This window comes from Pseudomonas protegens (genome assembly GCF_003732485.1).
In the GTDB taxonomy this organism is placed as follows: domain Bacteria; phylum Pseudomonadota; class Gammaproteobacteria; order Pseudomonadales; family Pseudomonadaceae; genus Aquipseudomonas; species Aquipseudomonas protegens_B.
On record NZ_MOAK01000086.1, the window covers coordinates 501,535 to 522,761 of the forward strand.

At 62.4% G+C, this 21,227-nt stretch carries 26 protein-coding genes; all 26 read left to right on the plus strand.

All coding sequences use genetic code 11. From position 1 onward, the window contains the following. Positions 1-150 precede the first annotated feature (150 nt). A complete protein-coding gene (locus tag BLX41_RS29230) occupies positions 151-897 on the plus strand; it encodes a LexA family transcriptional regulator (protein ID WP_123727674.1) in 747 nt (248 codons plus the stop codon). A gap of 518 nt (positions 898-1,415) precedes the next feature. After that, positions 1,416-1,766 carry a phage holin family protein gene (locus BLX41_RS29235; RefSeq protein ID WP_123727675.1) on the plus strand — a complete coding sequence of 117 codons (351 nt, stop codon included), beginning with the start codon at positions 1,416-1,418 and terminating at the stop codon, positions 1,764-1,766. A gap of 86 nt (positions 1,767-1,852) precedes the next feature. Then, positions 1,853-2,374, plus strand: a complete 522-nt coding sequence (locus tag BLX41_RS29240) for a hypothetical protein (RefSeq protein WP_123727676.1) — start codon at positions 1,853-1,855, stop codon at positions 2,372-2,374. Then, positions 2,371-2,961, plus strand: a complete 591-nt coding sequence (locus BLX41_RS29245) for a phage baseplate assembly protein V (RefSeq protein ID WP_123727677.1) — start codon at positions 2,371-2,373, stop codon at positions 2,959-2,961. Before BLX41_RS29240 ends, BLX41_RS29245 begins: the two co-directional genes overlap by 4 nt. 89 nt (positions 2,962-3,050) lie before the next feature. Next, entirely contained in the window at positions 3,051-3,254 is a 204-nt protein-coding gene (locus BLX41_RS29250) for a hypothetical protein (RefSeq protein WP_123727678.1), read from the plus strand. A gap of 4 nt (positions 3,255-3,258) precedes the next feature. Beyond that, on the plus strand, positions 3,259-3,585 hold the full coding sequence (locus BLX41_RS29255) for a GPW/gp25 family protein (protein WP_123727679.1): 327 nt from the start codon (positions 3,259-3,261) through the stop codon (positions 3,583-3,585). Then, positions 3,582-4,463, plus strand: coding sequence for a baseplate assembly protein (locus BLX41_RS29260; RefSeq protein WP_123727680.1), 882 nt, complete (start codon positions 3,582-3,584; stop codon positions 4,461-4,463). Before BLX41_RS29255 ends, BLX41_RS29260 begins: the two co-directional genes overlap by 4 nt. A gap of 1 nt (position 4,464) precedes the next feature. Further along, a complete protein-coding gene (locus tag BLX41_RS29265; RefSeq protein WP_123727681.1) occupies positions 4,465-5,073 on the plus strand; it encodes a phage tail protein I in 609 nt (202 codons plus the stop codon). Further along, a complete protein-coding gene (locus BLX41_RS29270; protein WP_123727682.1) occupies positions 5,070-6,305 on the plus strand; it encodes a phage tail protein in 1,236 nt (411 codons plus the stop codon). The genes BLX41_RS29265 and BLX41_RS29270 overlap by 4 nt, the downstream gene beginning before the upstream one ends. Continuing rightward, on the plus strand, positions 6,305-6,736 hold the full coding sequence (locus tag BLX41_RS36620; protein WP_259745342.1) for a phage tail assembly chaperone: 432 nt from the start codon (positions 6,305-6,307) through the stop codon (positions 6,734-6,736). Before BLX41_RS29270 ends, BLX41_RS36620 begins: the two co-directional genes overlap by 1 nt. Before the next feature lie 101 nt (positions 6,737-6,837). Beyond that, positions 6,838-8,004, plus strand: coding sequence for a phage tail sheath subtilisin-like domain-containing protein (locus tag BLX41_RS29280; RefSeq protein WP_123727683.1), 1,167 nt, complete (start codon positions 6,838-6,840; stop codon positions 8,002-8,004). Positions 8,005-8,016: 12 nt separating this feature from the next. Next, positions 8,017-8,526, plus strand: coding sequence for a phage major tail tube protein (locus BLX41_RS29285; protein ID WP_123727684.1), 510 nt, complete (start codon positions 8,017-8,019; stop codon positions 8,524-8,526). 12 nt (positions 8,527-8,538) lie between these two features. Continuing rightward, entirely contained in the window at positions 8,539-8,844 is a 306-nt protein-coding gene (locus BLX41_RS29290; protein WP_123727685.1) for a phage tail assembly protein, read from the plus strand. 141 nt (positions 8,845-8,985) lie between these two features. Further along, positions 8,986-11,541, plus strand: coding sequence for a phage tail tape measure protein (locus tag BLX41_RS29295; RefSeq protein ID WP_123727686.1), 2,556 nt, complete (start codon positions 8,986-8,988; stop codon positions 11,539-11,541). A gap of 9 nt (positions 11,542-11,550) precedes the next feature. Then, a complete protein-coding gene (locus tag BLX41_RS29300; RefSeq protein ID WP_123727687.1) occupies positions 11,551-12,396 on the plus strand; it encodes a phage tail protein in 846 nt (281 codons plus the stop codon). After that, complete coding sequence (locus tag BLX41_RS29305) at positions 12,371-12,577, plus strand: tail protein X (RefSeq protein ID WP_123727688.1); 207 nt, start codon at positions 12,371-12,373, stop codon at positions 12,575-12,577. Before BLX41_RS29300 ends, BLX41_RS29305 begins: the two co-directional genes overlap by 26 nt. Positions 12,578-12,638: 61 nt before the next feature. After that, complete coding sequence (locus BLX41_RS29310; RefSeq protein WP_123727689.1) at positions 12,639-13,682, plus strand: phage late control D family protein; 1,044 nt, start codon at positions 12,639-12,641, stop codon at positions 13,680-13,682. A gap of 105 nt (positions 13,683-13,787) precedes the next feature. Continuing rightward, positions 13,788-14,939 carry a glycosyl hydrolase family 18 protein gene (locus BLX41_RS29315; protein ID WP_123727690.1) on the plus strand — a complete coding sequence of 384 codons (1,152 nt, stop codon included), beginning with the start codon at positions 13,788-13,790 and terminating at the stop codon, positions 14,937-14,939. A gap of 50 nt (positions 14,940-14,989) precedes the next feature. After that, positions 14,990-15,574, plus strand: a complete 585-nt coding sequence (locus tag BLX41_RS29320; RefSeq protein WP_123727691.1) for a phage tail terminator protein — start codon at positions 14,990-14,992, stop codon at positions 15,572-15,574. Then, positions 15,571-15,753 carry a DUF2635 domain-containing protein gene (locus tag BLX41_RS29325; protein WP_123727692.1) on the plus strand — a complete coding sequence of 61 codons (183 nt, stop codon included), beginning with the start codon at positions 15,571-15,573 and terminating at the stop codon, positions 15,751-15,753. The genes BLX41_RS29320 and BLX41_RS29325 overlap by 4 nt, the downstream gene beginning before the upstream one ends. Beyond that, on the plus strand, positions 15,753-17,249 hold the full coding sequence (locus BLX41_RS29330; RefSeq protein WP_123727693.1) for a phage tail sheath subtilisin-like domain-containing protein: 1,497 nt from the start codon (positions 15,753-15,755) through the stop codon (positions 17,247-17,249). Before BLX41_RS29325 ends, BLX41_RS29330 begins: the two co-directional genes overlap by 1 nt. A 66-nt stretch (positions 17,250-17,315) precedes the next feature. After that, a complete protein-coding gene (locus BLX41_RS29335) occupies positions 17,316-17,663 on the plus strand; it encodes a phage tail tube protein (RefSeq protein ID WP_016965085.1) in 348 nt (115 codons plus the stop codon). Beyond that, on the plus strand, positions 17,660-17,956 hold the full coding sequence (locus BLX41_RS29340; RefSeq protein ID WP_041116251.1) for a phage tail assembly protein: 297 nt from the start codon (positions 17,660-17,662) through the stop codon (positions 17,954-17,956). Before BLX41_RS29335 ends, BLX41_RS29340 begins: the two co-directional genes overlap by 4 nt. A 130-nt stretch (positions 17,957-18,086) precedes the next feature. Next, positions 18,087-19,808, plus strand: a complete 1,722-nt coding sequence (locus BLX41_RS29345) for a phage tail tape measure protein (RefSeq protein ID WP_123727694.1) — start codon at positions 18,087-18,089, stop codon at positions 19,806-19,808. Next, positions 19,798-21,042, plus strand: coding sequence for a DNA circularization protein (locus BLX41_RS29350; protein WP_123727695.1), 1,245 nt, complete (start codon positions 19,798-19,800; stop codon positions 21,040-21,042). The genes BLX41_RS29345 and BLX41_RS29350 overlap by 11 nt, the downstream gene beginning before the upstream one ends. Positions 21,043-21,045: 3 nt before the next feature. Then, positions 21,046-21,227: phage baseplate assembly protein (locus BLX41_RS36625; protein ID WP_404942806.1), on the plus strand; the 182-nt coding region annotated here is incomplete at its 3' end.

The following is a 21,227-nucleotide window of genomic DNA, read 5'->3' on the forward strand; positions in this document are numbered from 1 at the left end:
AGGAGCGCTGGGCTCGGCTTTTTGCAGATGGCGGCAAGGTTACCATGGGTGCCCTGGCCTCGCAGGCACCAAGGCGCTACTGTGTTTGTCCGGTAAATGCAGCACAAATATGCAAAACAGCATTTGTCATTGGCTAAAAATTCGAGCAATATGCGTTCTATGCAAATACGCAATGTTTCTACCGTCTTAAGAGAGCTGCTGGATCGCGACGGAATCTCCCCTACGGAGCTTCACCGTCGGACCGGTGTGCCTCAATCCACCCTCTCGCGGATTCTCAGCGGGAAGATCGTCGATCCTTCGGATAAACACATCTCGCGGATTGCCGAATACTTCCAGGTGAGCACCGACCAATTGCGCGGACGCGTGAATATCGCGCCTGCTCGGGCTGCTGCGCCCCGTGACGAGATTCATTCGGAACTCAAGGACATAAGCCTGTGGGACGACGATACCCCTGTCGATGACGACGAGGTGTCGGTTCCTTTTCTGCGTGAGGTTGAATTGGCTGCTGGATCAGGAAGATTCGTCATCGAGGAGAGCGAGCGCGCCAGCCTGCGGTTCGGCAAGCGCAGCCTGCGGCACAACGGCGTGCAGTTCGACCAGGCCAAGTGCGTCACGGTGCGGGGCAACAGTATGTTGCCGGTGCTGCGCGATGGCGCCACGGTCGGGGTCAATGCCGGCAAGTGCGCCATCGGCGATATCGTCGATGGCGACCTGTACGCGATCAACCACAATGGCCAACTGCGAGTGAAGCAGCTGTATCGCCTGCCCACCGGGATTCGCCTGCGCAGCTTCAACCGCGACGAGCATCCGGATGAGGACTACAGCTTCCAGGAAATCCAGGAGGAGCAGATCAGCATCCTCGGTCACGTCTTCTGGTGGGGCATGTACGCCCGCTAAGCCATCACCGTCAGACAAAGCCCGCCACTGAGCGGGCTTTTTTTCGTCCTCGAAAAATCCCTCCGCCCTGCATCTATGCGGGTCTCATGCATCCGCGCAATTCTTGCGCATAAATAAATGCATTTGCGCATTGACTGCACATGCATGAATGCATATTATCCATCTCAAGCCGTTCAACAACGGCTGCAACGACGCTCTTTAGTGGCAAAGCAAAGGCAGCGATGAACCGGCCTCGACGGTTCAGAGGGTTGGCAACTGACCCGGGTGTGCAGCGTAAAGCACCAGAAGCAGTTATCCGGCGGACAGGGTCGCGGTCGGAGGAACAATTTGAATGGGTCCGTACCGCACCAGTAGTGCCGAAAGACCAAGGTTTGCATTACTGAAAAGCCCGGGCGACCGGGCTTTTTGGAATGCCTGCCTAACGTGGGCCACCAACAGACAGGGACCCCTTGAAACATCGTTATCAGCCTTCTATCAACTGGCCATCTCGCTGGCCTCAATCCGCACGGGAGACGTGAATGACAAACGAGCAACAAGCGTTGCTGGACATGCCGATCTGGCTGGTCATCGTCCTGGCGCTGGTCGGTGGCGTTTCCGGCGAAATGTGGCGCGCCGACAAGGAGGGCGCCCGTGGCTGGTCGCTGCTACGGCGCCTGGCGCTGCGCTCCGGAGCCTGCGTGGTCTGCGGAGTCTCGGCAATCATGCTGCTGTATGCCGCCGGCGTCTCGATCTGGACCGCCTGCGCCTTCGGCTGCCTGACCGCCATGGCCGGCGCCGACGTCGCCATCGGCCTCTATGAGCGTTGGGCGGCCAAGCGCATCGGGATTTGCGAACCGCCTTCCCGGGATTCGCATTCGGATCAGCCTTGAGCCCTGATCGGCTCCGGCCCTCAACAAGGTCCACCGGCCCAGGCCCCAGTGGCCGGGCCGCTTCGACCTTATTCTGGAACTAGACAATGAACGAACTGACCCAGCTAAAAGACGCCATCACGTCCACGATCAAGCTGGCGATGCCCCATCTGCATACGGTTGAGGCATTTCCCAAGGCGCTTCAGGACGCCACTGAGCCGGCGCTCTACTTTGCCGTCACAGCACTGGACCAGGCAGCCGACCCGGGTGACGGCCGCTGCTGCATGCGTGCCACCTTGGAGGCCCGGGTGCGGGTTGATCCCGAACTTGTACAGGCGCCTTTGCAGGCGGCCATTCTGGCGGCGCAGTTGATCGAGCTGCTGCGTTGTCAGCAGTGGGATCTGGATTTTGTCGAAGGCGTAACGGCGGTGTGGGCCAAGCCTGCCGGCACGGTTGCGGAATCGGCTTACAGGGCCGAGTGGATCGTGCAGTGGCAGCAGCTTATCTACCTTGGCCAGGAGCAATGGCCCTGGCCGAATCAACCACCGGGCACGCTGGTGTTGGGTTTCAGTCCCGATACCGGCCCCGGTCACGAGGGCGGCTACCAGTCGCCGGAGCACATGGCGTGAGTTACGTGACTGCAACCCACGACCGCATGATTGCCGGCCTGATCCTGCCTTGCAGTGTGGTCGGCGTGGATCTGGCGACCGGACTGGTGCGGGTTTCCGATGGCGCCGGCTGGACCAGCGCCTGGGTCCGCTGGCACAGCCAGGCCGCCGGCAAGGCCCGACACTGGCGGGCTCCGAGCCTGGGGGAGCAGGGCGTGCTGATCAGCCCCAGCGGCGAGCCGGCCCAGGGCACTTTCGTCCCCGGCCTGTATGGCAACGCCGGGCCCCAGCCGGACAACCGTGATCACGTCGAGGTCTGGCGTTTCGATGATGGCGGTTCGCTGATCTATGACTGGCAGGCCAAGAGTTACAGCATCAGCCTGCCCAGCGGCACGGTGACCATTCAGGTCGGCGGCAGCTCGGTGGTAGTGACCGACAGCGCCCTGACCGGCAACGCCGCCAGCATCACCCTGACCGGTGCAATCACCTTGAATGGCGATGTGCAAATCAACGGTGGGAGCTTGCAGCACAACGGGGTCAACGTCGGCTCGACCCACACCCATCTGGGTGTGATGCCGGGTCCCGGTTCAACTGCAACACCGCAGTGATCCTCGCGGGTCGTCGCCCTCACGACTCCTCTCTCACCGAACACCCCATAAATCCGCCCTGAGCGGTTTTTTTGTACCCGGAGAAGCCTATGGCCACCCCTAAGAAAACCCCCGGTCGCCCTGCGGGCACCGGCACTGTGGTGTTTCGCGACACCCTTTACACCTCACGCCTGTTGATCCTGCCGGATGGTCGCCAGTTGCTGGTAGCCCAGGGGCAGTTGTCGGTAAAGGCCGGCGACCTTGCCGCCCTGGACTACCTGAACACCCACCCGGATCTGCAAGTGCAGGAGTGACGTGATGATCGGAATGGATCGCCGTACCGGCCTGTCGCTGTCCGGCATCGAGCATGTGCGGCAGTCCATCGAAGACATCCTGACCACGCCGCTGGGCAGTCGGCGGATGCGCCCGGAGTACGGCAGCAACCTGCGCCGTTACGTCGACTTGCCGGTAACCGGCGGCTGGAAAAGTGCGGTGCAGGCCGAAGTGGCCCGAGCGCTGTTGCGCTGGGAGCCCCGGCTGAGGCTGGAACGGGTCAGGGTGGTAGCGGTAGTGGGAGGTCAGATCAGCTTTCAACTGACCGGCCAGTACCTGGGCGATAGCGCGGTTTTGGAGGTGACGGCATGAGTACGTTGGACTTGTCGGCGTTGCCGGCGCCGCAGGTGCTTGAGGCCCTGGATTTTGAGGCCTTGTACCAAGGCAAGCTGGACACCTTTCGCCGGCACATGGGCGATAACTGGACGGCCAGTCTTGAAAGCGATCCGGTGAGCAAACTGCTGGAGCTGTCGGCTTATGGCGATATGCAGCTACGGGCCCGGGTCAACGATGCGGCCAAGGCGCTGCTGCTGGCCCATGCCAAGGGCACGGACCTGGATCACCTGGCGGCCAACGTCAAACTGCAGCGCCTGGTGATCCAGCCCGCAGACCCGCAGGCGGTGCCGCCGTTGGCAGAGGTCAAGGAGGCGGATGATGCGCTGCGCGAGCGGGTGCAGTTGGCCTACGAAGGCCTGACCACCGCCGGGCCGCGCAATAGCTACATTCTGCATGCCCGCAACGCTTCCGCGCTGGTAGCAGACGCCGAGGCCGAAAGCCCGTCGCCGGCCCGGGTGACGGTCACGGTGTTGAGCCTGGAAGGCAATGGCGCGGCCAGTCCTGACTTGCTGGCGACCGTTACCGCAGCCCTCAACGATGAAGACGTGCGACCGCTCGGCGACCGGGTCACGGTCCAGAGTGCCCAGGTGTTGCCGTATCGCATCGATGCGGTGCTGCACATGAAGGGCTCCGGCCCGGAAGGTGACGCAGCCCTGGCTGAAGCCGAGCGCAAGCTGGCTGCCTGGGTCAACCCACGCCGGCGCCTGGGCATCGAGGTGGCCCGTTCGGCCATTGATGCGCAGTTGCATGTGGCCGGCGTGGCTCGGGTCGATCTGGCGGGTTGGCAAGACATCACCCCGACCAAGGCTCAAGCGGCGTATTGCACCGGTTACAGCGTCACGTTGGGGAGCTGAGATGACCAGCCTACTGCCGATCAATAGCACGCCGCTGGAGCGCGCCCTTGAGGCGGCCAGCGCAAGCGATACCGCCATCATGCTGCGCACCCTGTACAACCCGTCCACCTGCCCGGTGCATCTGTTACCGCAGCTGGCCTGGGCCTGGTCGGTGGATCGCTGGGACCCGCGTTGGTCCGAGACGGTCAAGCGCAACGCCATTCGTGCCTCGTACTTCATCCACGCTCGCAAAGGCACCGTCGGTGCACTGCGCCGGGTGGTGGAGCCGCTGGGCTACCTGATTGAAGTGGTCGAATGGTGGCAGACGGTCCCTGAAGGCGAACCGGCCACCTTTGCCCTGAAAGTCGGCGTTCTGGACACCGGCATCACCGAAGAAATGTACCAGGAACTGACCCGGCTGATCGACGACGCCAGGCCTGTCAGCCGGCACATGAGCGGACTGCTCATCAGCTTAGAAACACGTGGCACAGCCTGGGTTGGTGCCGGCGCAACCGATGGCGAAATCCTGACTGTTTACCCTTACTCGCCCGGTCCCATTGAGGTCAGCAGCCCAGCGTTGCTGTTCTCCGGTATTGAGCATTCAACTGACACACTGAGCGTCTATCCATGAGCCAGACCTACTTCGCAATTTTGACCGCCGTGGGCGAGGCCAAGCTGGCCAATGCCACTGCCCTCGACACAAAACTACAAATCAGCAAGATGGCAGTGGGTGATGGCAATGGAACCTTGCCAACCCCCACCCGAACCCAAACCACCCTTGCAAACGAACGCTACCGCGCCAGCCTCAATACGTTGAGCGTAGACCCAACGAACACCAGCCAAGTGATGGCCGAAATGGTCATTCCCGAAACAGAGGGCGGGTGGTGGATTCGCGAGATGGGGCTTTACGATGCCGCAGGCGACCTGATAGCGGTCAGCAATTGCCCGCCAAGCTACAAGCCGCAGATGGCGGAGGGTTCTGGCCGGACTCAAGTGCTGCGAATGGTCCTGATCGTAAGCAGTACGACCTCGGTACAACTGAAGATCGACCCGTCCATAGTGCTCGCCACCCGTGAGTACGTTGACCTCGCCTTCGACAGTAGACTGCCTGCGGACAAGGTTGCTGGTACCTACACCCAGGTCAGCGTCAGCAAGCGTGGCATTGTCGTTGCTGGTGCAAATCCAACCACCTTAGCGGGCTATGGGATTACCGACGCCTATAACCGAGTCGATGTGGCCTATCTGATCAATCAGGCAGTGAAAGACCTGGCCACGAAAGCGACCACCCTGGCGGGCTATGGCATCACCGATACCTACAAACGTGGCGATGTGGACTATCTGATCAACCAAGCGGTGAAAGACCTAGCCACGAAAGCGACCACCCTGGTGGGTTACGGCATCACCGATGCCTACAAGCGTGGTGACGTGGACTCCCTGATCAATCAGGCAGTAATAGGCCTGGCGAAGTCTGCCACAACCCTGGCCGGATACGGCATTACCGATGCTTACAAAAAAGTTGACACTGAGTATCTGATCAATCAGGCGGTAACGGCGCTGCTGCCAAAGCGAAACTATACATACAACGACTCAATCCGAATTCCTGACGTACCGGGAGGCCTGATTATTCAGATGGGGTCAGTGGTGGTTTCGCCTGAGTCGAGCCTTAATGTGAGCTTGCCGGTTTCCTTCAACACAATTTGCGGGGTAATCGCAGGCATGGGTGTCTCTGGTTGGAACACTACAGGCAACTACAGCGCCTACGCGGTTCCGATTTCAAATGGGGTTATCAGATTGACGCAAGATGTCTCGACATCTAATGGTGCTGGCAATCAAACGATTTATTACTTTGCGTGGGGTAACTGATGGGATTCCTCTACAGCTTTGAAACGGCGTCTTGGTATCACCCTGATTACAACTCAGAGATACCAGCGGATGTGGTCGAAGTGGAGCAGAGCTTGCGGGATGAACTGCTTGCAGGTGTAGGCATAAACACGGTGATCGTGAAGGGGAAAGACGGAACACCAGAACTTGGCCCGCGCCCACCCGCGTCCCCTGCTCAGTTCATGGCTAAGGAACGCAGATGGCGTGATGTTGAGTTGACTTCCGTTATGTGGCTGCGCGAGCGGCATCGAGATCAGCTGGAAATTGAAGCCCCCACGACGCTGACAGGTGAGCAATTCAAGGAGCTACTGGTGTACATGCAATCCCTACGCGACTGGCCGCAATCCCCGGACTTTCCACAGATTGAACATCGTCCGGTGGCGCCGCCCTGGATCGCCGAACAAACCCAGTAAACGCCCCGCACCGCCGGGGCGTTTTCTTTCCCGCTTCCCACTAATCAATCATCTCTACGAGCCCCCTTCACCCGGGGCTTTTTCATGTCTGGAGTTTATCCATGAGTGGTTTTTTCCACGGCGTTACCGTCACCAACGTCGACACCGGCACGCGCACTATTTCGCTGCCGTCATCTTCGATCATCGGCCTGGTGGACACCTTCACCGAAGGCCCGACCGCCGCTGCCAAGGCCAATGACCTGCTGCTGATCACCAACGAGCGTGAGGCCATTGCGGCCTGGGGCCCGGATGCGGCCATCACCAAGGCCTGCCAGGCCATCTATCAGCGGGCCAAGGCGGTGATCGTCGCTTGTGGCGTGGCCAAGGTGAGCGACGCGGCTGAGCAGACCTCGGCGATCATCGGCGGGGTGTTGGCCGACGGCAAGCGCACCGGCCTGCAGGCGCTGCTGGACGGCAAGAGCCGTTTCAACGCCCAGCCGCGTTTGCTGGTCACCCCCAAGCACAGTTCGACCCTGGCCATCGGCACCGCCTTGGTGGCCCTGGCGGACAAGCTGCGTGGCCTGGCCATTCTCGATGGTCCCAATACCACCGACGAAGCGGCCATGGCCTACGCCAAGAACTTCGGCGCCAAGCGCGCCTATATGGTCGACCCGGGTGTTCAGCACTGGGACAACGGCGCCAATGCCACCGTCGATGCGCCAGCCTCGGCCTGGGTCGCCGGTCTGTTCGCCTGGACCGACAACGAGTACGGCTTCTGGGCCTCGCCGTCGAACAAGGAATTCGTCGGCATCACCGGCACCAAGCGGCCGATCGAGTTCCTCGACGGCGATGAAACCTGCCGCGCCAACCTGCTGAACAACGCCAACATCACCACCATCATCCGTGATGCGGGCTTCCGCCTGTGGGGCAACCGCACGTTGTCCAGCGATCCGAAATGGGCCTTCGTCACCCGGGTGCGGACCATGGACATCGTCATGGACGCCATCCTCTTCGGCCACAAATGGGCAGTGGACCGTTCGATCACCGCGACTTACGTCAAGGACGTCACCGAGGGCCTGCAGGCGTTCATGCGTGATCTGAAGAACCAGGGCGCGATCATCAATTTCGAGGTCTACGCCGACACTGAACTCAACACTGCCAGCCAGCTGGAGCAGGGCAAGGTGTACTGGAACATCCGCTTCACCGACGTCCCACCTGCCGAAAACCCCAACTTCCGGGTCGAGGTCACCAACCAGTGGTTGACCGAAGTCCTCGACCAAGCCGCTTAAGGAGCCGCAGTAATGGCAATGATTCCCGAAACCCTGGCGAACATGAACCTGTTCGTCGATGGCATCAGCTTTCAAGGCGACGTGCCGAGCCTGACCCTGCCCAAGTTGACCCTCAAGACCGAGGAGCATCGAGTCGGCGGCATGGATGTGCCGGTGGAACTGGACATGGGCATGGAGAAACAGGAAGCCGGCTTCACCACCACCGGCGTGCGCCGTGAGTCGCTGAAGCTCTTCGGCCTGGCCGATAGCAGCGGTTTCAACGGTGTGTTCCGTGGGGCGTTCAAAGGGCTCAAGGGCAAGGTCACTCCGGTGATCGTCACCCTGCGCGGCATGCTCAAAGAGGTCGACATGGGCGACTGGAAATCCGGCGACAAGGCCGAGATCAAGCACAACGTGGCCCTGACCTACTACAAGCTGGAAGTTGACGGTCGGCTGATCTACGAGATCGATGCCCTGGGCATGAAGCGCGTGATCAACGGCGTCGACCAGCTCGCCGCGCAACGTTCGGCCCTGGGCCTGTAAGGAAGACACCCCATGTCTCAAGCAATCGACAAGACCCCGGCCTGGATGACCCTGAGCAGCGACAGCGTGATGGTGGCGCTGAGCAAGCCGGTGGAGATGAACGGTGTGGTCTGCGACAAGGTCACCTTGCGCGCCCCCACCGTGCGTGACGTGCGCGCGGCCACTGCGGGGGCCGTGGGCGATGACGAACAGCGCGAGCTGATGCTGTTCGCCAGCCTGGCGCAAATCAGCGCCAAGGACCTGGAGGGCATGGCGCTCAAGGACTATCAACGTCTGCAGGCCGGCTATTTTCGCCTGGTGCAAGACGACGAGCTTTGATCCTGCGGTGATGAAGGTGGCGGCGAAACGGCTCGCCAGCGAGCTGCATTTTTCCGCCGAGGAAATCATGACCATGAGGTTTTCCGACATGGTCTGGTGGCTCACGGATTGAGCCCGTCACCCAAGGATCAGGAGAAGCAGATGGCGAACAAGCTGGTATCGGAGCTGGTGGTAGTGGGTACTGCCCTCAGTTCTACGTGGGACGCCGCCTTCAAGACGGTGGAAGGCCGGATCAAGCAGTTGGAGCAGCAAGGCAGCAAGGCCAGGGTGCTGGAACAGACCATCGGCCAGACCCTGCGCCTGCAGAAGGAATGGAAAAAGGCCCATGACACGGGCGATTCCTCGGCAGCCGGGCTGTTGCGCCGGTTGGAGAAAAGCCGGGAGGGGCTGCGCCAGCAAGGTGTTCAGGTGCACAAGCTGCGTCAGGAATATCAGGCGCTGGGTAATGTGGCCCGGGGCTCTGCTCTGCAGGCCCGGGGGCACCAGCAGATTGACCAGGGCAAGGCCGACTTCAAGGCGGCTTATGGCTTGGCCAAGGACGGGATCGGCAAGCTGGCCATCCCGGTCAAGATCAGTGCCGATTATCAGGCACTGATCCGTGATATCGCGATCAAGGCCGGTGTGGCCAACCAGCCTCAGGAAGCGCAACTGAGCCGCACCGTCATTCAGACTTCACGGGACACGGGAATGGCCCGTAACGAGGTGGCCGCTCTGGTGGGGCAGATGACTGCCAAGGGTATGTCACTGGACAAGGCGCAAGGCTACGCAGGGCTGGCCGCCAAGTTTGCGGTGGGCCAGGGCGCGAGTGTCGATGACACGGCGAACCTGATGCGGGCCCTTGAGCGGCAGCCCGGTATCAGCGACCCCAAGGTCATGGAGCAGGCCCTGGAGGCCATCGCCCTGCAGGGACAGGCGGGCAACTTCGAGGCCGCCGACATGGCGCGCTTGCTCCCGGCCCTGCTCAAGAGTGCGAGCAGGGAGGGACTCACCGGTATGGCGGCGGTGAGTCAGCTGGGGTCGATGCTGCAAGTGCAGATGAATACCGCTGGCAGTGCAGATGAGGCCGCCGGCCAGCTGCAGCACTGGATAGGGAAAATCGGCTCCAGTGAGGCGGTCAAGGCTTATGAAGACGCCGGTATTGATTACCAGGCTTCGCTGAACACCGGTATCCAGAAGGGCATGTCGAGCCTGGAGGCGAGCTTTGCCCTGGCCATGCGTTACGTCAGGGCCATCGACCCGGCCAAGGCGGCGAAGATGGCCGAGGCTCAGGCGCAAATCAGCAAGGAAGCGGACCCGGCGAAGGCCAAGGCCATGCTTGAGGCTTTGGAAGAGTCCCTGCGTACCGGTGATCTGTTCACCGATATGCAGATCAAGGCGGCCTTGCTGGCCCAGACCCAGGGCCGGCAGCAATACGAGCAAGTGAAGAAGGATTCGTTGAGTGCTTCGGGGGTTCTCGCCAAGAACCTCGCCGAGCGTCGACAAGCCTCCGCGCAATTGTGGAAGGAGAGCGAGCAGGCGGTCGACGATGGCATGCGTGCGGTGGGAGAGGCCCTACGCCCGGCCACGGATCTGGTGGCCCAAAGCATCACGGTGGTGGTCGGCAAGCTGACCGAACTGGCGGAGAAGGCCCCGTCATTGGTGCTGGGGGTGACCGCCCTGGGCGCCGCTTATGTCGCGGTGAAAAAGCTGATGGCCGTCTACACCATGGGCAAGGGCCTGATCAATGTCTTGCGGGGTGGGTTGAAGGTTGACCCCAAGGCGGCAAAGCGAGCGCCCGGTCGCAATGCGCTAGGCATTGACTGTTGCGAGCCCATGATCGACTGCGGCTTGGACAAGCAACGCCGTCAGGGCCGTGGTGGGCGTAAGGCTGACAGGCGCAGGCCACCTGCGAGGGGGGCGGGCATTCAAGGTGGCAAGAGCCCGATGACGCCCAGTGGTCTGGAAAAACTGCCCAGAGGGGCGGTCAGGTCTGGCGTGGCGGGTGCCGCACTGAAAGGTGCTGGCTCTGTGGCCAAAGGGTTCGCACCTTTGCTCAAGGGAGGCGCGATCCTATCGGTGCTCGGTGCCGGTTTCCAGGTTGCGGACACCTATCTGAATGCCAAGACCCAGGATGAAAAAGCCGAAGGCTATGGCGAGGCGGCAGGCAATCTTGCAGGCGCCGCTGCCGGAGCAGCAGCAGGGGCCGCCATTGGTTCCGTGGTGCCGGTCATCGGTACTGTTATTGGTGGGCTGGTGGGCGGTGCACTGGGCGCCTGGGGCGGTTCGGCCGCTGGTGGAGCCTTGGGTAAAAAACTGTTCGGCTCCGACGACTCGCTCAAGCAAATGCCTGCAGCCGGTCCGCTGATGATGCGCAACGCCGGGCAGAACATTCCGCCGGTCATGGGTGATATCGCCAAATCCTTCCAGCCGGGGCAGACACCTCCGCTGATGGGGCAGGCCGTGCGTTCGATGGCCAGCCCGTCGCCGTCGGCATCGACCTCTTCGCTGCTCAAACCGGCGGAGCCGTTCACATCGGCGGCGCCACCTTCGATCGAACAACAGTTCAGCTTCGCGCCTTACCTGTCGATCTCGGTCCAGGGCGATGTCAGAGATCCCGCGCAACTGGCCCGGGAGCTGGAACCCTATCTGCGCTTTCAGTTCGACGAATACAGCCGTCAGGCGGCCGGTCGTCAGTTGTTCGACGCGGCACACGTTTAAGGAGGTGGCATGGCCTACATGGAACAGCTGCAATCGGGGCTCACGTCCCTGGTGGCGGCAGCAGAGGCGGGGCGGCGCAGCGCCGATGAAATGCTGGGGCCCATGAACGGCGCCATCAGTGACATCACCGGCGCCGCCTCGGAGCTGGAGAATCTGCCCTGGGTCGGCCCGGTGCTGGGCGCCAAGCTGCAACGCACGATGCGCAGCATCGGCGCGGCGCAGTCGGCGGTGGGTGAAGTCGCGGCCAAGTACAGCCAGGCCGTGACCGTGGCGGGGCAGATGCAGCAGCGTCTTGGCGCCTTGCAGGAACAGGTGGCCAAGGCCGGCGCGGCGATCAACCGCATCGGCGGGCAGATCAGCCCAGCCCTGGGCAACATCTTCCCTTCCGGTGCGCTGGCGCCTCAGGACACCCCGGCGGCGGAGGCGGTGAAACCCTTCCCGCACCTGTTGATCCTGCAGCCCCTGGGGGCCGGTGCCGAGCCTTTCTACTTCAACCTCGACACTGCGGCCTTCGATGAGTTGCGCCGCCAGACCGGCTTTCGCTGGGCGGCCCAGGAGCGCTTGAGCCGCGGCATCGCGCAGCAGGCGGTGGGACAGGGCGACGACAAGATCTCCCTCAAGGGCACGATCTACCCCGGGTTCAAGGGCGGGCTGGGCCAGTTGCAGACGTTGCGCAGCATTGGTCGGCGCTTGCAGCCCCTGAGCCTGACCACGGGCTACGGCGAAGTGCTGGGCACCTGGTGCCTCACCAGCATCGACGAGGACCAGAGCCACCTGCTGGCAGGCGGTATTCCCCGCAAGCAAGGCTTTTCACTGGAGTTTGTGAGCTATGGCAACGACCTGCAGAACCTCTGACGGTGATCTGCTCGACACCCTGTGTCATCAGTACTACGGACACCTCAATGGCAGCGTCGAGGTGGTGCTGGACGCCAACCAGGGCCTGGCCGATGAGCCACAACCCTTTCGGGCCGGGGTACTGATCCTGTTGCCGGATCTGCCGATTCGGGCCGAGGCGATGGTTCAGCTATGGGACTGACCTTGCATCCAATCAACAGACCCCGTCGTGTACGGGGTCTTCATTTTCTGGAGCACGGAGCATGACCCCAGTCTTTCGCATCCTGGCCGATGGCCGGGATATTACGGCGCAGATCAACGACCGGCTGCTGACGCTGCGAACCTCGGATAAACCGGGAATGGAGTCGGACGAGTTTGAACTGCGTATTGATGACCGCGACTCGGCGGTTGCGCTGCCCAGTCGTGGCGCCAGCATTGAAATCTTCCTCGGATACGCCGGCCAGACACTGACCCGGCTGGGGCGCTACACGGTGGATGAAGTGGTGGTGAGCGGGCCGCCGGATTCCATCGAGATTCGCGGCAAGGCCAGCGACATGCGCGGCAGCGGCAAGACCACCCGCAGTGGCAGTTGGGAGAACGTGGCGCTGGCGCAGATTGTCCGCGACCTGGCGGCCCGCAACGGCTGGACGCCCATCTGCCCCGTCACCACCAAGGTGCTGCGGATCGATCAGCTCAATGAGTCCGACTTCAACTTCATCACCCGTCTGGCCCGGCAGTACGACTGCACCGCCAAGGTGGCCGAAGGCAAGTTGCTGGTGCTGCCTCGTCAGGCCGGGTTGAGTGCCAGCGGCAAGGCCCTGGGCGTGGTCACCCTCAGCCGCGGCGACGTCAGCCGCTATCAGTTCCGCCTGAGTGACAGCAGCACCCACAAGGCGGTGCAGACCCGGCATCAGGACAAGAAGAGCGGCACGCTCAGGGTGATCGACCTGGGCAACAGCGACTCACCGGACAGGGTACCGGCAGTGCATACCGATCGGCACCTGTACCCCAACAAGTCCGCCGCCGAGCAGGCGGCCAAGGCCCGTTTGGCCGCCTTCAACCGCAGCAACGCCAACGTCCGTCTGGAGATGCCGGGGCGCACCGACCTGTTCGCCGAGCGCCTGATCAATGCCCAGGGCTTCAAGCCCGGTCTGGATGGCGAGTACCTGGTGGACTCGGTGGAGCAGATGTTCAACCCGTCCGGGTGGAGCACCACGGTCGAATGCAACGGCGGCAAGCAAGGCAAAGCCAAGGCCAAGGCCAAGAAAAACACCGCCAAAAAACCACTCAGGGTGGTGCAGCTTTAACCCTTCAATGGCGCCGCGAGCACCCTCGCGGGCGGCTCATTCGGATCGTCCCCGATCCAGCATTCACTTCCTTTCAAACCACGCGGAAAACCCGCAGGAGTATTCATGAACCCAGGCATCAGCAGCCCGGCCTCGAAGCGAGGCATCCGGCATTTTTTTCAGGGATTGATCGCGGGCTGCACCCTGTTGCTGGCAACCGCAGCCCATGCCGAGCCCTTTGTCCTGGCCTACACCGACGGTCAGGTCGAAGCGTCCTACAGCAATCTGCAAGCGTTCTACCGCAACCTTTCTGCCGTCGGCCTGGGCAGTACTTACGGGCTGACGGTCACCGGCCAGTTGCATCAGGAGGGGATGAACGAAACCACCGAAAACATCATCCGCTTCGCCCAGTCCAAGTCCCTGCCGCTGTATCCGACCGTCTCCGACTACAACGAAGGCATTGGTGATTTCGACCCGGCCATTTCCCACTCCATCGTCAACGACAAGACCTTGAGTGCCGGCAGCATCAAGCAACTGGTGACGCTGGCCAAGGACGGCGGTTTTGCCGGTATCAACCTGGACTTCGAAAAGGTCGAACCGAGGAATGCCAAGGCGTTTTCCGCCTATGTCAAAGCCCTGGGCAACGCCCTGCATGCCAGCGGCAAGAAGCTGATCATCAGCATCCCGCCCAAATCCAGCGACCGCGAGCCCGAGTACCTCCAAGGCTACGACTACAAGGCCCTGGGCGCGGCCGTGGATTACTTCCAGGTCATGACCTATGACCAGGTCGGGCCCGGCTGGAGCAGCGGCGGCTTCCACGATGAAGTCTGGCCCGGCCCCGAGTCGGGCGCCGACTGGCAGCAGGCGCTGCTCCGCTACGCCGTGTCGCGAGTCGCGCCGAGCAAGGTCCTGGCGGGGCTCCCGGCTTACGGTCAGGACTACAGCATTGGCAATCGGGTGCACTGGTCGGCTTACCAGGAAGTGATTGCCGAGCATCGCGCCGCTACCCATCTGGACGTCGCTTCGGCCACGCCTTACGCCACCTGGGGCCCGGTGCAGAACTTCGCCGATGGCGTGGAATGGACCCAGGAGCGGGCACAACCGGTGCTCTGGTACGACGATGCCACGAGCATCCAGACCAAGACCGCGTTGGTCACCAAGCTGGGGCTGGGCGGTACCAGTGTCTGGGCCATGGGCTATGAAAATGCCGAGTTCTGGACGGCGGTTCAGGCTGGTCTCAAAGGCGCTCAGGCGGTGTTGCCTGCCGGGCTGGAGTGACCCGTCGGTGTCCATCGAGCTTGCATGCACCGAAAACCAGGAGCCTCTCTATGAAACTCACCGCTGTTCTCACTCAGTTGCAAACCCGGTGTCCCAGCCTTGCTGAGCGCATCATTGTCGGCATCAACCTCGACACCCTGAGCAGCAACCCTTCGCCCGCTGTTCCCGCCGCCTACGTCGCTCCGCTTAACGATCTGGCCTCCGCCAACACGGCCCAGAACGCCTACCGCCAGATCATCCGCGACCGCTTCGAAGTCGCCTTGCTCCTCGACGCCAGCAACCCACAACAAGCCCTCGAGCAACTCCACGACTTACGCGCCGAACTCTGGCGCGCCCTGGTCGGCTTCAAGCCCGGCGTCGAGTACAACCCGATCCAATACGACGGTGGCGAGCTGGTGTCGCTCAACGCCACCCGACTGCTCTATCGCCTGCGCTTCTTCGCCGAGTTCCAGTTGGGCCGCAATCTGCCCAGTCAGCCGGCGGAGACCTGGCATGAACGTGAACTCGACGGCTTGCCGTCCTTGACCGGGGTCACGGTGCGGGTCGATGCCATCGATCCGGCGGACCCCAATCTGCAACACCCAGGTCCCGACGGGCGCCTGGAGCTGACTTTTTCAGGAGAGCTGAAGCAATGAGCAAACGCATCACCGTGCTGCCGGTCGCCGGCCGCGCCGTACCGGACCCGGAGGCAGGCGATCTGCTGCCGATAGAAGGCCGTGAAGTGCCGGACAATGCCTGGTGGCGCCGACGTCTGGCCGATGGCGATATCACTAGCAAGGCCGTGAAAGCGGCGAAATCTCAAGGAGCCAAATAATGGCGATCGGTTTCAGCAATATTCCGGCGGACATCCGTGTGCCGCTGTTCTACGCCGAGATGGACAATTCGGCGGCCAATAGTGCGTCCTCGGCCATGCGTCGTCTGATCGTCGCCCAAGTCAATGACAACCAGACCGGCGATGACCTCGGCAAGCTGGTGCTGGTGTCCAGCGTGGCCCTGGCCAAGAGTATCGGCGGGCAAGGTTCGATGCTCGCTTCGATGTATGAAACCTGGCGCAAGACCGACCCGGTGGGCGAGATCTGGTGCCTGCCGCTGCACAGCACTGAAGGCAGTGTGGCCAAGGCTGAGGTGAAGATCACTGGCGCCGCCAGCGAAAGCGGCCTGCTCAACCTTTACGTTGGTGGCGTGCGGGTGCAGGCATCCATCGTCAGCGGCGCCACTGCCGCTCAGGCGGCCAGCGCCCTGGCGTTGAAGGTCAATGCGGCGGTGGATCTGCCGGTGACTGCGGCAGCCGTCGACGGCACTGTGACCCTGAGCGTCAAGTGGACCGGCGACAGCGGCAACGACATCAGTCTGCAACTCAACCGTCTGGGCAAGAGCAATGGCGAACAGACCCCGGCGGGCCTGACTCTGGTGCTGGGCAAGATGGCCGGTGGCACCGGTGTGCCGGATCAGGTGGCTGCGCTGGCGGCCCTGGGCGACGAGCCTTTCGAGTTCATCTGCATGCCCTGGACCGATACGGCCAGCCTCAACACCTGGCAAGCCGTCATGGATGACAGCACCGGTCGCTGGTCCTGGGCCAAGCAGCTTTTTGGCCACGTCTACAGCGCCAAGCGCGGCACCGTCGGTACCCTGGTGGCGGCCGGGCAGGCGCGCAACGATCAGCACATCACCATCCAGGCCCTGGAAACCGGCGTGCCACAACCGGTCTGGGTTCAGGCCGCAGCCCTGGCGGCACGGACCTCGGTGTTCATCTCTGCCGACGCCAGTCGGCCGACCCAGAGCGGTAGCTTGCCGGGTATCGATCCGGCGCCGGCCAGCGAGCGTTTTACCCTGACCGAGCGTCAATCGCTGCTGAGCTACGGCATCGCCACCGCCTACTACGAAGGCGGCTACATGCGCATTCAGCGGGCGATCACCACCTACCAGAAGAACGCCTACGGCCAGGCCGACAACTCCTACCTGGACAGCGAAACCATGCACCAGTCGGCGTTCATCGTGCGCCGCCTGCAAAGCGTGATCACCAGCAAGTACGGGCGCCACAAGCTGGCCGCCGACGGCACCCGCTTCGGCGCCGGCCAGCCGATCGTCACCCCGAGCACCATTCGCGGTGAGCTGATTGCCCAGTACGCCAAGCTGGAGCTGGAAGGCCATGTGGAGAACGCCGAGCTGTTCGCCGAGCACCTGATCGTCGAACGCGACGTGCAGGACCCGAGCCGGGTCAACGTGCTGTTTCCGCCGGACTACATCAACGGCCTGCGAGTGTTCGCGCTGCTCAACCAATTCCGTCTGCAGTACGACGCTGCGGCCTGAGCCAGACCTGCATCACTGCGCTTTTTCAGCCCGCCTTGAGCGGGCTTATTTTTTGGGAGAAACAACATGGGTCAACTGATCGCGGGCACCTGCTACGTCAAAGTGGACGGCGCTCAACTGACCATCAGCGGCGGCTGCGAAGCACCGCTGATGGCCGTCAAGCGGGAAACCGTGGTTCCGGGGTTCTACAAGGAAACCGACCTCACGCCGTCGTTCAAAGTCACCGCGCTGCACACCCCGGACTTTCCGCTCAAGCAGCTGATCGCCGGTTCCGACATGACCGTCACCTGCGAGTTCGCCAACGGCAAGGTCTACGTGCTGGCCGGCGCCTACCTGGTGGACGAGCCTATTGCCAAGGGCGACGACGCCAGCATCGAACTGAACTTCGAAGGGCAGAAGGGGACCTGGCAATGAGCAATGCCGTGAAGCTGCAGGTGCCCATCGAGGCCCACGGCGAGCCCCTGGCCGAACTCACCCTGCGCCGTCCGACGGTGCAGGAAGTGCGAGCGATCAAGGCGCTGCCGTACAAGATCGACAAGAGCGAAGAGGTCAGCCTCGACATGGACGTCGCGGCCAAGTACATCGCGGTCTGCGCCGGTATTCCACCGTCCTCGGTGAACCAGCTGGACCTGGTGGACCTCAACGCCCTGAGCTGGGCGGTGGCGAGTTTTTTCATGAGTGCGGCATCGCAGCCATCGCCGACCTGATCGCTGTCGCCTATGACCTGGCCTGGTTCTGGAAGGTCGACCCCGAACAGATGATGGCCAGGCCACTGGATGTGCTCCGGGAATCCCTGGAGCACGCGCAACGGATCAATGCGATGCAGCAGGTGCAGTGATGGCAGACACACAAACCGTAGAGAAGAAGTCGGTGCTGTTGACCGGCATCGACGAACTGTCACCCAAACTCGTCGCCCTTCAAGGCAAGGTCGACTCTTTCAAGAAAAACCTTGAACAGGCCGGGCTGGGCAAGCTGAACATCAGCGGCCTGTTCAAGGGCGGCAGCCTGATCACGCCTTTCCTGGACGGGATCAAGGCCTGCGATGCGTTCAAGGGCAAGCTGGCCGAAGTCGGCGACTCCAGCGCGCCGGCTGATGCGGCCAAAGGCATGAATGTATTCAGTCAGTCGATGTCCAAGGTGTCCTCGGCCATTGATGCTGCGCTGGCGCCGGCGGTGGGGGCGCTGGTGGTCGGTCTGGAGCCCATGCTCAACAGCGTGGGGACACTGCTCGATGACAACCCCAAGCTGGTTGAGGGGCTGGCGATGGGCGCCATTGCCTTTTCGGCGATGCAAACCGCCGTGACCGGGGCGACCCAGGTGCTTGACCTGATGGGCACGGTGGCCAAGGCCAACCCGGTGATGTTGATTGCCATGGGCATTGCTCTGGCAGCCGGGGTGATCATTGCCAACTGGACGCCGATCTCGGCCTTTTTCGTCAGCCTCTGGGAGGGCGCAAAGAATCTTGCGGCGCAGGCGCTGGAGGGGCTGAAAACCCTGTTCAGTTGGACGCCTCTGGGCATGCTGATCGGCAACTGGGGCGCGATCACGGTGTTCTTTACCGGGCTCTGGGAAAGTATCAAGGCGATGACGGCTTCGGTCGTTGGCTTCCTCAAAGAAGTGTTCTCCTGGTCACCTCTGGGACTGATCATCGATAACTGGGCTGGGTTGACGGGCCTGTTCGCATCCATCTGGGAGTCGCTCAAGGCCTTGACGGTACCGGCGATGGCCTTTCTAAAAGGCCTGTTCGACTGGGTGCCGATGGACATGATCACCAAGAGCTGGGGCGCGGTCACAGGCTTCTTTGCGTCGATCTGGGCAGTGTTGCAAACGGGTATCCAGGCGATCAAAAAGGTGCTCCAGACGCTGTTCGACTTTTCTCCGTCCGTGTTGCTTTACAACAACTGGGGGGCTGTCAGCAGCTTCTTCAGCACGATCTGGGCGGCGCTGCAACCGGGCATCGACGGGGTCAAGAAAGTCCTGCAAACCCTGTTCGACTTTTCCCCGTTGGTGATCCTCTACAACAACTGGGGAGCGGTCACGGGCTTTTTCGGCTCGATCTGGGCCGAGTTGCAACCGGGTATCGACTCGATCAGGAAGGCCATCGAGGCCCTGTTCGACTGGTCGCCGATGGAGCTGATCATGAGTAACTGGGCGCCCATCGCCGATTGGTTTTCCGGGCTGTGGAGCCAGCTTCAAGCGCTGATGGTGCCGATCAAGGAGCTGTTCGAGGGCGGCTTCGGAGGGCTGATTGCCACTGTCACCGGCAAGGTCGAAGGCTTTACCGAGGCGCAAAGGCAGATCAACGCCGAGGGTAAAGGCGGGCTGGCATCACCCTTTGCCGCAACCCAGGGCAGCTCGCTGACCCAGAACTCCAGTGCCCTGATCCAGCAGAACGCCGCCAACAACCGCACGCAACTCGAAGGCGGGTTGACCGTGCGTTTCGAAAACGCCCCGGCGGGCCTGCGTGCCGAACAGGCCAAGACCAATCAACCAGGCCTGAACGTGGCTTCGACCCTGGGCTATCGCTCACTTTCCCTAGGAGGTTCCAATGGCGGATAACTGGCGTGATCGTTTGTTGCCCGCCTCGTTTCGCGGCGTGCCGTTCTGGGTCGACCAGGCGAAAACCCCGGTGGGGCAGAAAGGCCAGTTGCACGAGTACCCGCAGCGTGACCAGCCCTTCTTCGAGGGGCTGGGACAGCAGGCGAAAATCCACGATCTGACGGCCTTTATCGTCGGTGCCGATTGCCTGGAGCAGCGCGACAGGCTGCTCAAGGCTCTGGAGGAGGGCAGCGGCGAGCTGGTGCACCCCTGGCTCGGGCGGATGCAGGTCAAGGTCGGTGAATGCGAGATGACCCAGAGCCGCCAGGACGGCGGTCTGGTGACCTTCAGCCTGAAGTTCTACCCGGACCAGCCGTTGCGCTTTCCCTCGGCGGTGGTCAATACCCAGCAGCAGGTGCTGGTGGCCAGCGATACCTTGCTGGGGGCGGCGGTGCTGCGGTTCGAATTTGCCACCAACCTGATCAAGCAGGCGCGGATTGGCGTGGATTCGCTGCGCAAGGGACTGATCGAGGTGTACGAGGTCATCGAGCACGAGTTCAAGCCGTTGATCGAGTTCTATGGCGACCTCAACACCCTGGTCAAGGCGATCAAGGAAGTACCCAAGGAGCTGAGCACGGAGTTCAAGGGGTTGCTGGAGGATGTGCGCGGGCTCAAGGATTTTGCCCGTACCGGCTATCGTCAGATGCTCGCCGATATTTCCCAGCAAGTGGAGGCGGCCAGGCGCATCGATGCGCCGAAGCTGACCACCGGCAAGGACACCACGGCGGCGGCCGAGGCGGTGGCCAATCTGGTTCAGGATGCGCTGCTGGTGCAGATCGCCCGGCTGGTGTCGGCGTTGCCGGTGTCCACACCAGTGGTGAAGCTCAAGAACACGCCGCCCCTGGCGCAGCAGGCCAGCCGGCCGGTGCAGCGCCTGGAAGTGCCGGTGGCCGACGATGTGCTGGCGCTGCGCGATCAGTTCAATGAGCTGATCTGGCAAGCCGCGCTCAAGGCCGACGCGGTGCATTACCAGGCGCTCAACACCCTGCGCCAGCAGGTGCAGGGGCACCTCAATGCGGTGGCGTCCTCGGGGGTGCGGCTGGTCAGCCTCAGCCCCAAGAGCAGCCTGCCGGCGCTGGTGCTGGCCTATCAGCGGTTTGCCGATGCGACGCGGGTCGGCGAAGTGGTGCAGCGCAATCGGGTGGCCCATCCGGGCTTCCTGCCGCCGGCCAACCTGCAAATCGCTCGGGAGTGACCCATGGACGAACTGGCAAACATTGTCACTCTGACGGTGGACGGACTGGATTACAGCGGCTGGAAAAGCGTCGAGATCAGTGCGGACCTGGAGCGTCAGTTCCGCACCTTCAGCCTCAACATCACCTGGCAGTGGCCGGGGCAGGACGCGCAGGTGCGCATCCGCCCCGGCGCTCGCTGCCAGGT

Bases quoted from the DNA above. Each gene is read 5' to 3' on its own strand.
- BLX41_RS29230 (WP_123727674.1), top strand. From the start codon at position 151: ATGCGTTCTATGCAAATACGCAATGTTTCTACCGTCTTAAGAGAGCTG.
- BLX41_RS29235 (WP_123727675.1), top strand. From the start codon at position 1,416: ATGACAAACGAGCAACAAGCGTTGCTGGACATGCCGATCTGGCTGGTC.
- BLX41_RS29240 (WP_123727676.1), top strand. From the start codon at position 1,853: ATGAACGAACTGACCCAGCTAAAAGACGCCATCACGTCCACGATCAAG.
- BLX41_RS29250 (WP_123727678.1), top strand. From the start codon at position 3,051: ATGGCCACCCCTAAGAAAACCCCCGGTCGCCCTGCGGGCACCGGCACT.
- BLX41_RS29255 (WP_123727679.1), top strand. From the start codon at position 3,259: ATGATCGGAATGGATCGCCGTACCGGCCTGTCGCTGTCCGGCATCGAG.
- BLX41_RS29260 (WP_123727680.1), top strand. From the start codon at position 3,582: ATGAGTACGTTGGACTTGTCGGCGTTGCCGGCGCCGCAGGTGCTTGAG.
- BLX41_RS29265 (WP_123727681.1), top strand. From the start codon at position 4,465: ATGACCAGCCTACTGCCGATCAATAGCACGCCGCTGGAGCGCGCCCTT.
- BLX41_RS29270 (WP_123727682.1), top strand. From the start codon at position 5,070: ATGAGCCAGACCTACTTCGCAATTTTGACCGCCGTGGGCGAGGCCAAG.
- BLX41_RS36620 (WP_259745342.1), top strand. From the start codon at position 6,305: ATGGGATTCCTCTACAGCTTTGAAACGGCGTCTTGGTATCACCCTGAT.
- BLX41_RS29280 (WP_123727683.1), top strand. From the start codon at position 6,838: ATGAGTGGTTTTTTCCACGGCGTTACCGTCACCAACGTCGACACCGGC.
- BLX41_RS29285 (WP_123727684.1), top strand. From the start codon at position 8,017: ATGGCAATGATTCCCGAAACCCTGGCGAACATGAACCTGTTCGTCGAT.
- BLX41_RS29290 (WP_123727685.1), top strand. From the start codon at position 8,539: ATGTCTCAAGCAATCGACAAGACCCCGGCCTGGATGACCCTGAGCAGC.
- BLX41_RS29295 (WP_123727686.1), top strand. From the start codon at position 8,986: ATGGCGAACAAGCTGGTATCGGAGCTGGTGGTAGTGGGTACTGCCCTC.
- BLX41_RS29300 (WP_123727687.1), top strand. From the start codon at position 11,551: ATGGCCTACATGGAACAGCTGCAATCGGGGCTCACGTCCCTGGTGGCG.
- BLX41_RS29305 (WP_123727688.1), top strand. From the start codon at position 12,371: ATGGCAACGACCTGCAGAACCTCTGACGGTGATCTGCTCGACACCCTG.
- BLX41_RS29310 (WP_123727689.1), top strand. From the start codon at position 12,639: ATGACCCCAGTCTTTCGCATCCTGGCCGATGGCCGGGATATTACGGCG.
- BLX41_RS29315 (WP_123727690.1), top strand. From the start codon at position 13,788: ATGAACCCAGGCATCAGCAGCCCGGCCTCGAAGCGAGGCATCCGGCAT.
- BLX41_RS29320 (WP_123727691.1), top strand. From the start codon at position 14,990: ATGAAACTCACCGCTGTTCTCACTCAGTTGCAAACCCGGTGTCCCAGC.
- BLX41_RS29325 (WP_123727692.1), top strand. From the start codon at position 15,571: ATGAGCAAACGCATCACCGTGCTGCCGGTCGCCGGCCGCGCCGTACCG.
- BLX41_RS29330 (WP_123727693.1), top strand. From the start codon at position 15,753: ATGGCGATCGGTTTCAGCAATATTCCGGCGGACATCCGTGTGCCGCTG.
- BLX41_RS29335 (WP_016965085.1), top strand. From the start codon at position 17,316: ATGGGTCAACTGATCGCGGGCACCTGCTACGTCAAAGTGGACGGCGCT.
- BLX41_RS29340 (WP_041116251.1), top strand. From the start codon at position 17,660: ATGAGCAATGCCGTGAAGCTGCAGGTGCCCATCGAGGCCCACGGCGAG.
- BLX41_RS29345 (WP_123727694.1), top strand. From the start codon at position 18,087: ATGGCAGACACACAAACCGTAGAGAAGAAGTCGGTGCTGTTGACCGGC.
- BLX41_RS29350 (WP_123727695.1), top strand. From the start codon at position 19,798: ATGGCGGATAACTGGCGTGATCGTTTGTTGCCCGCCTCGTTTCGCGGC.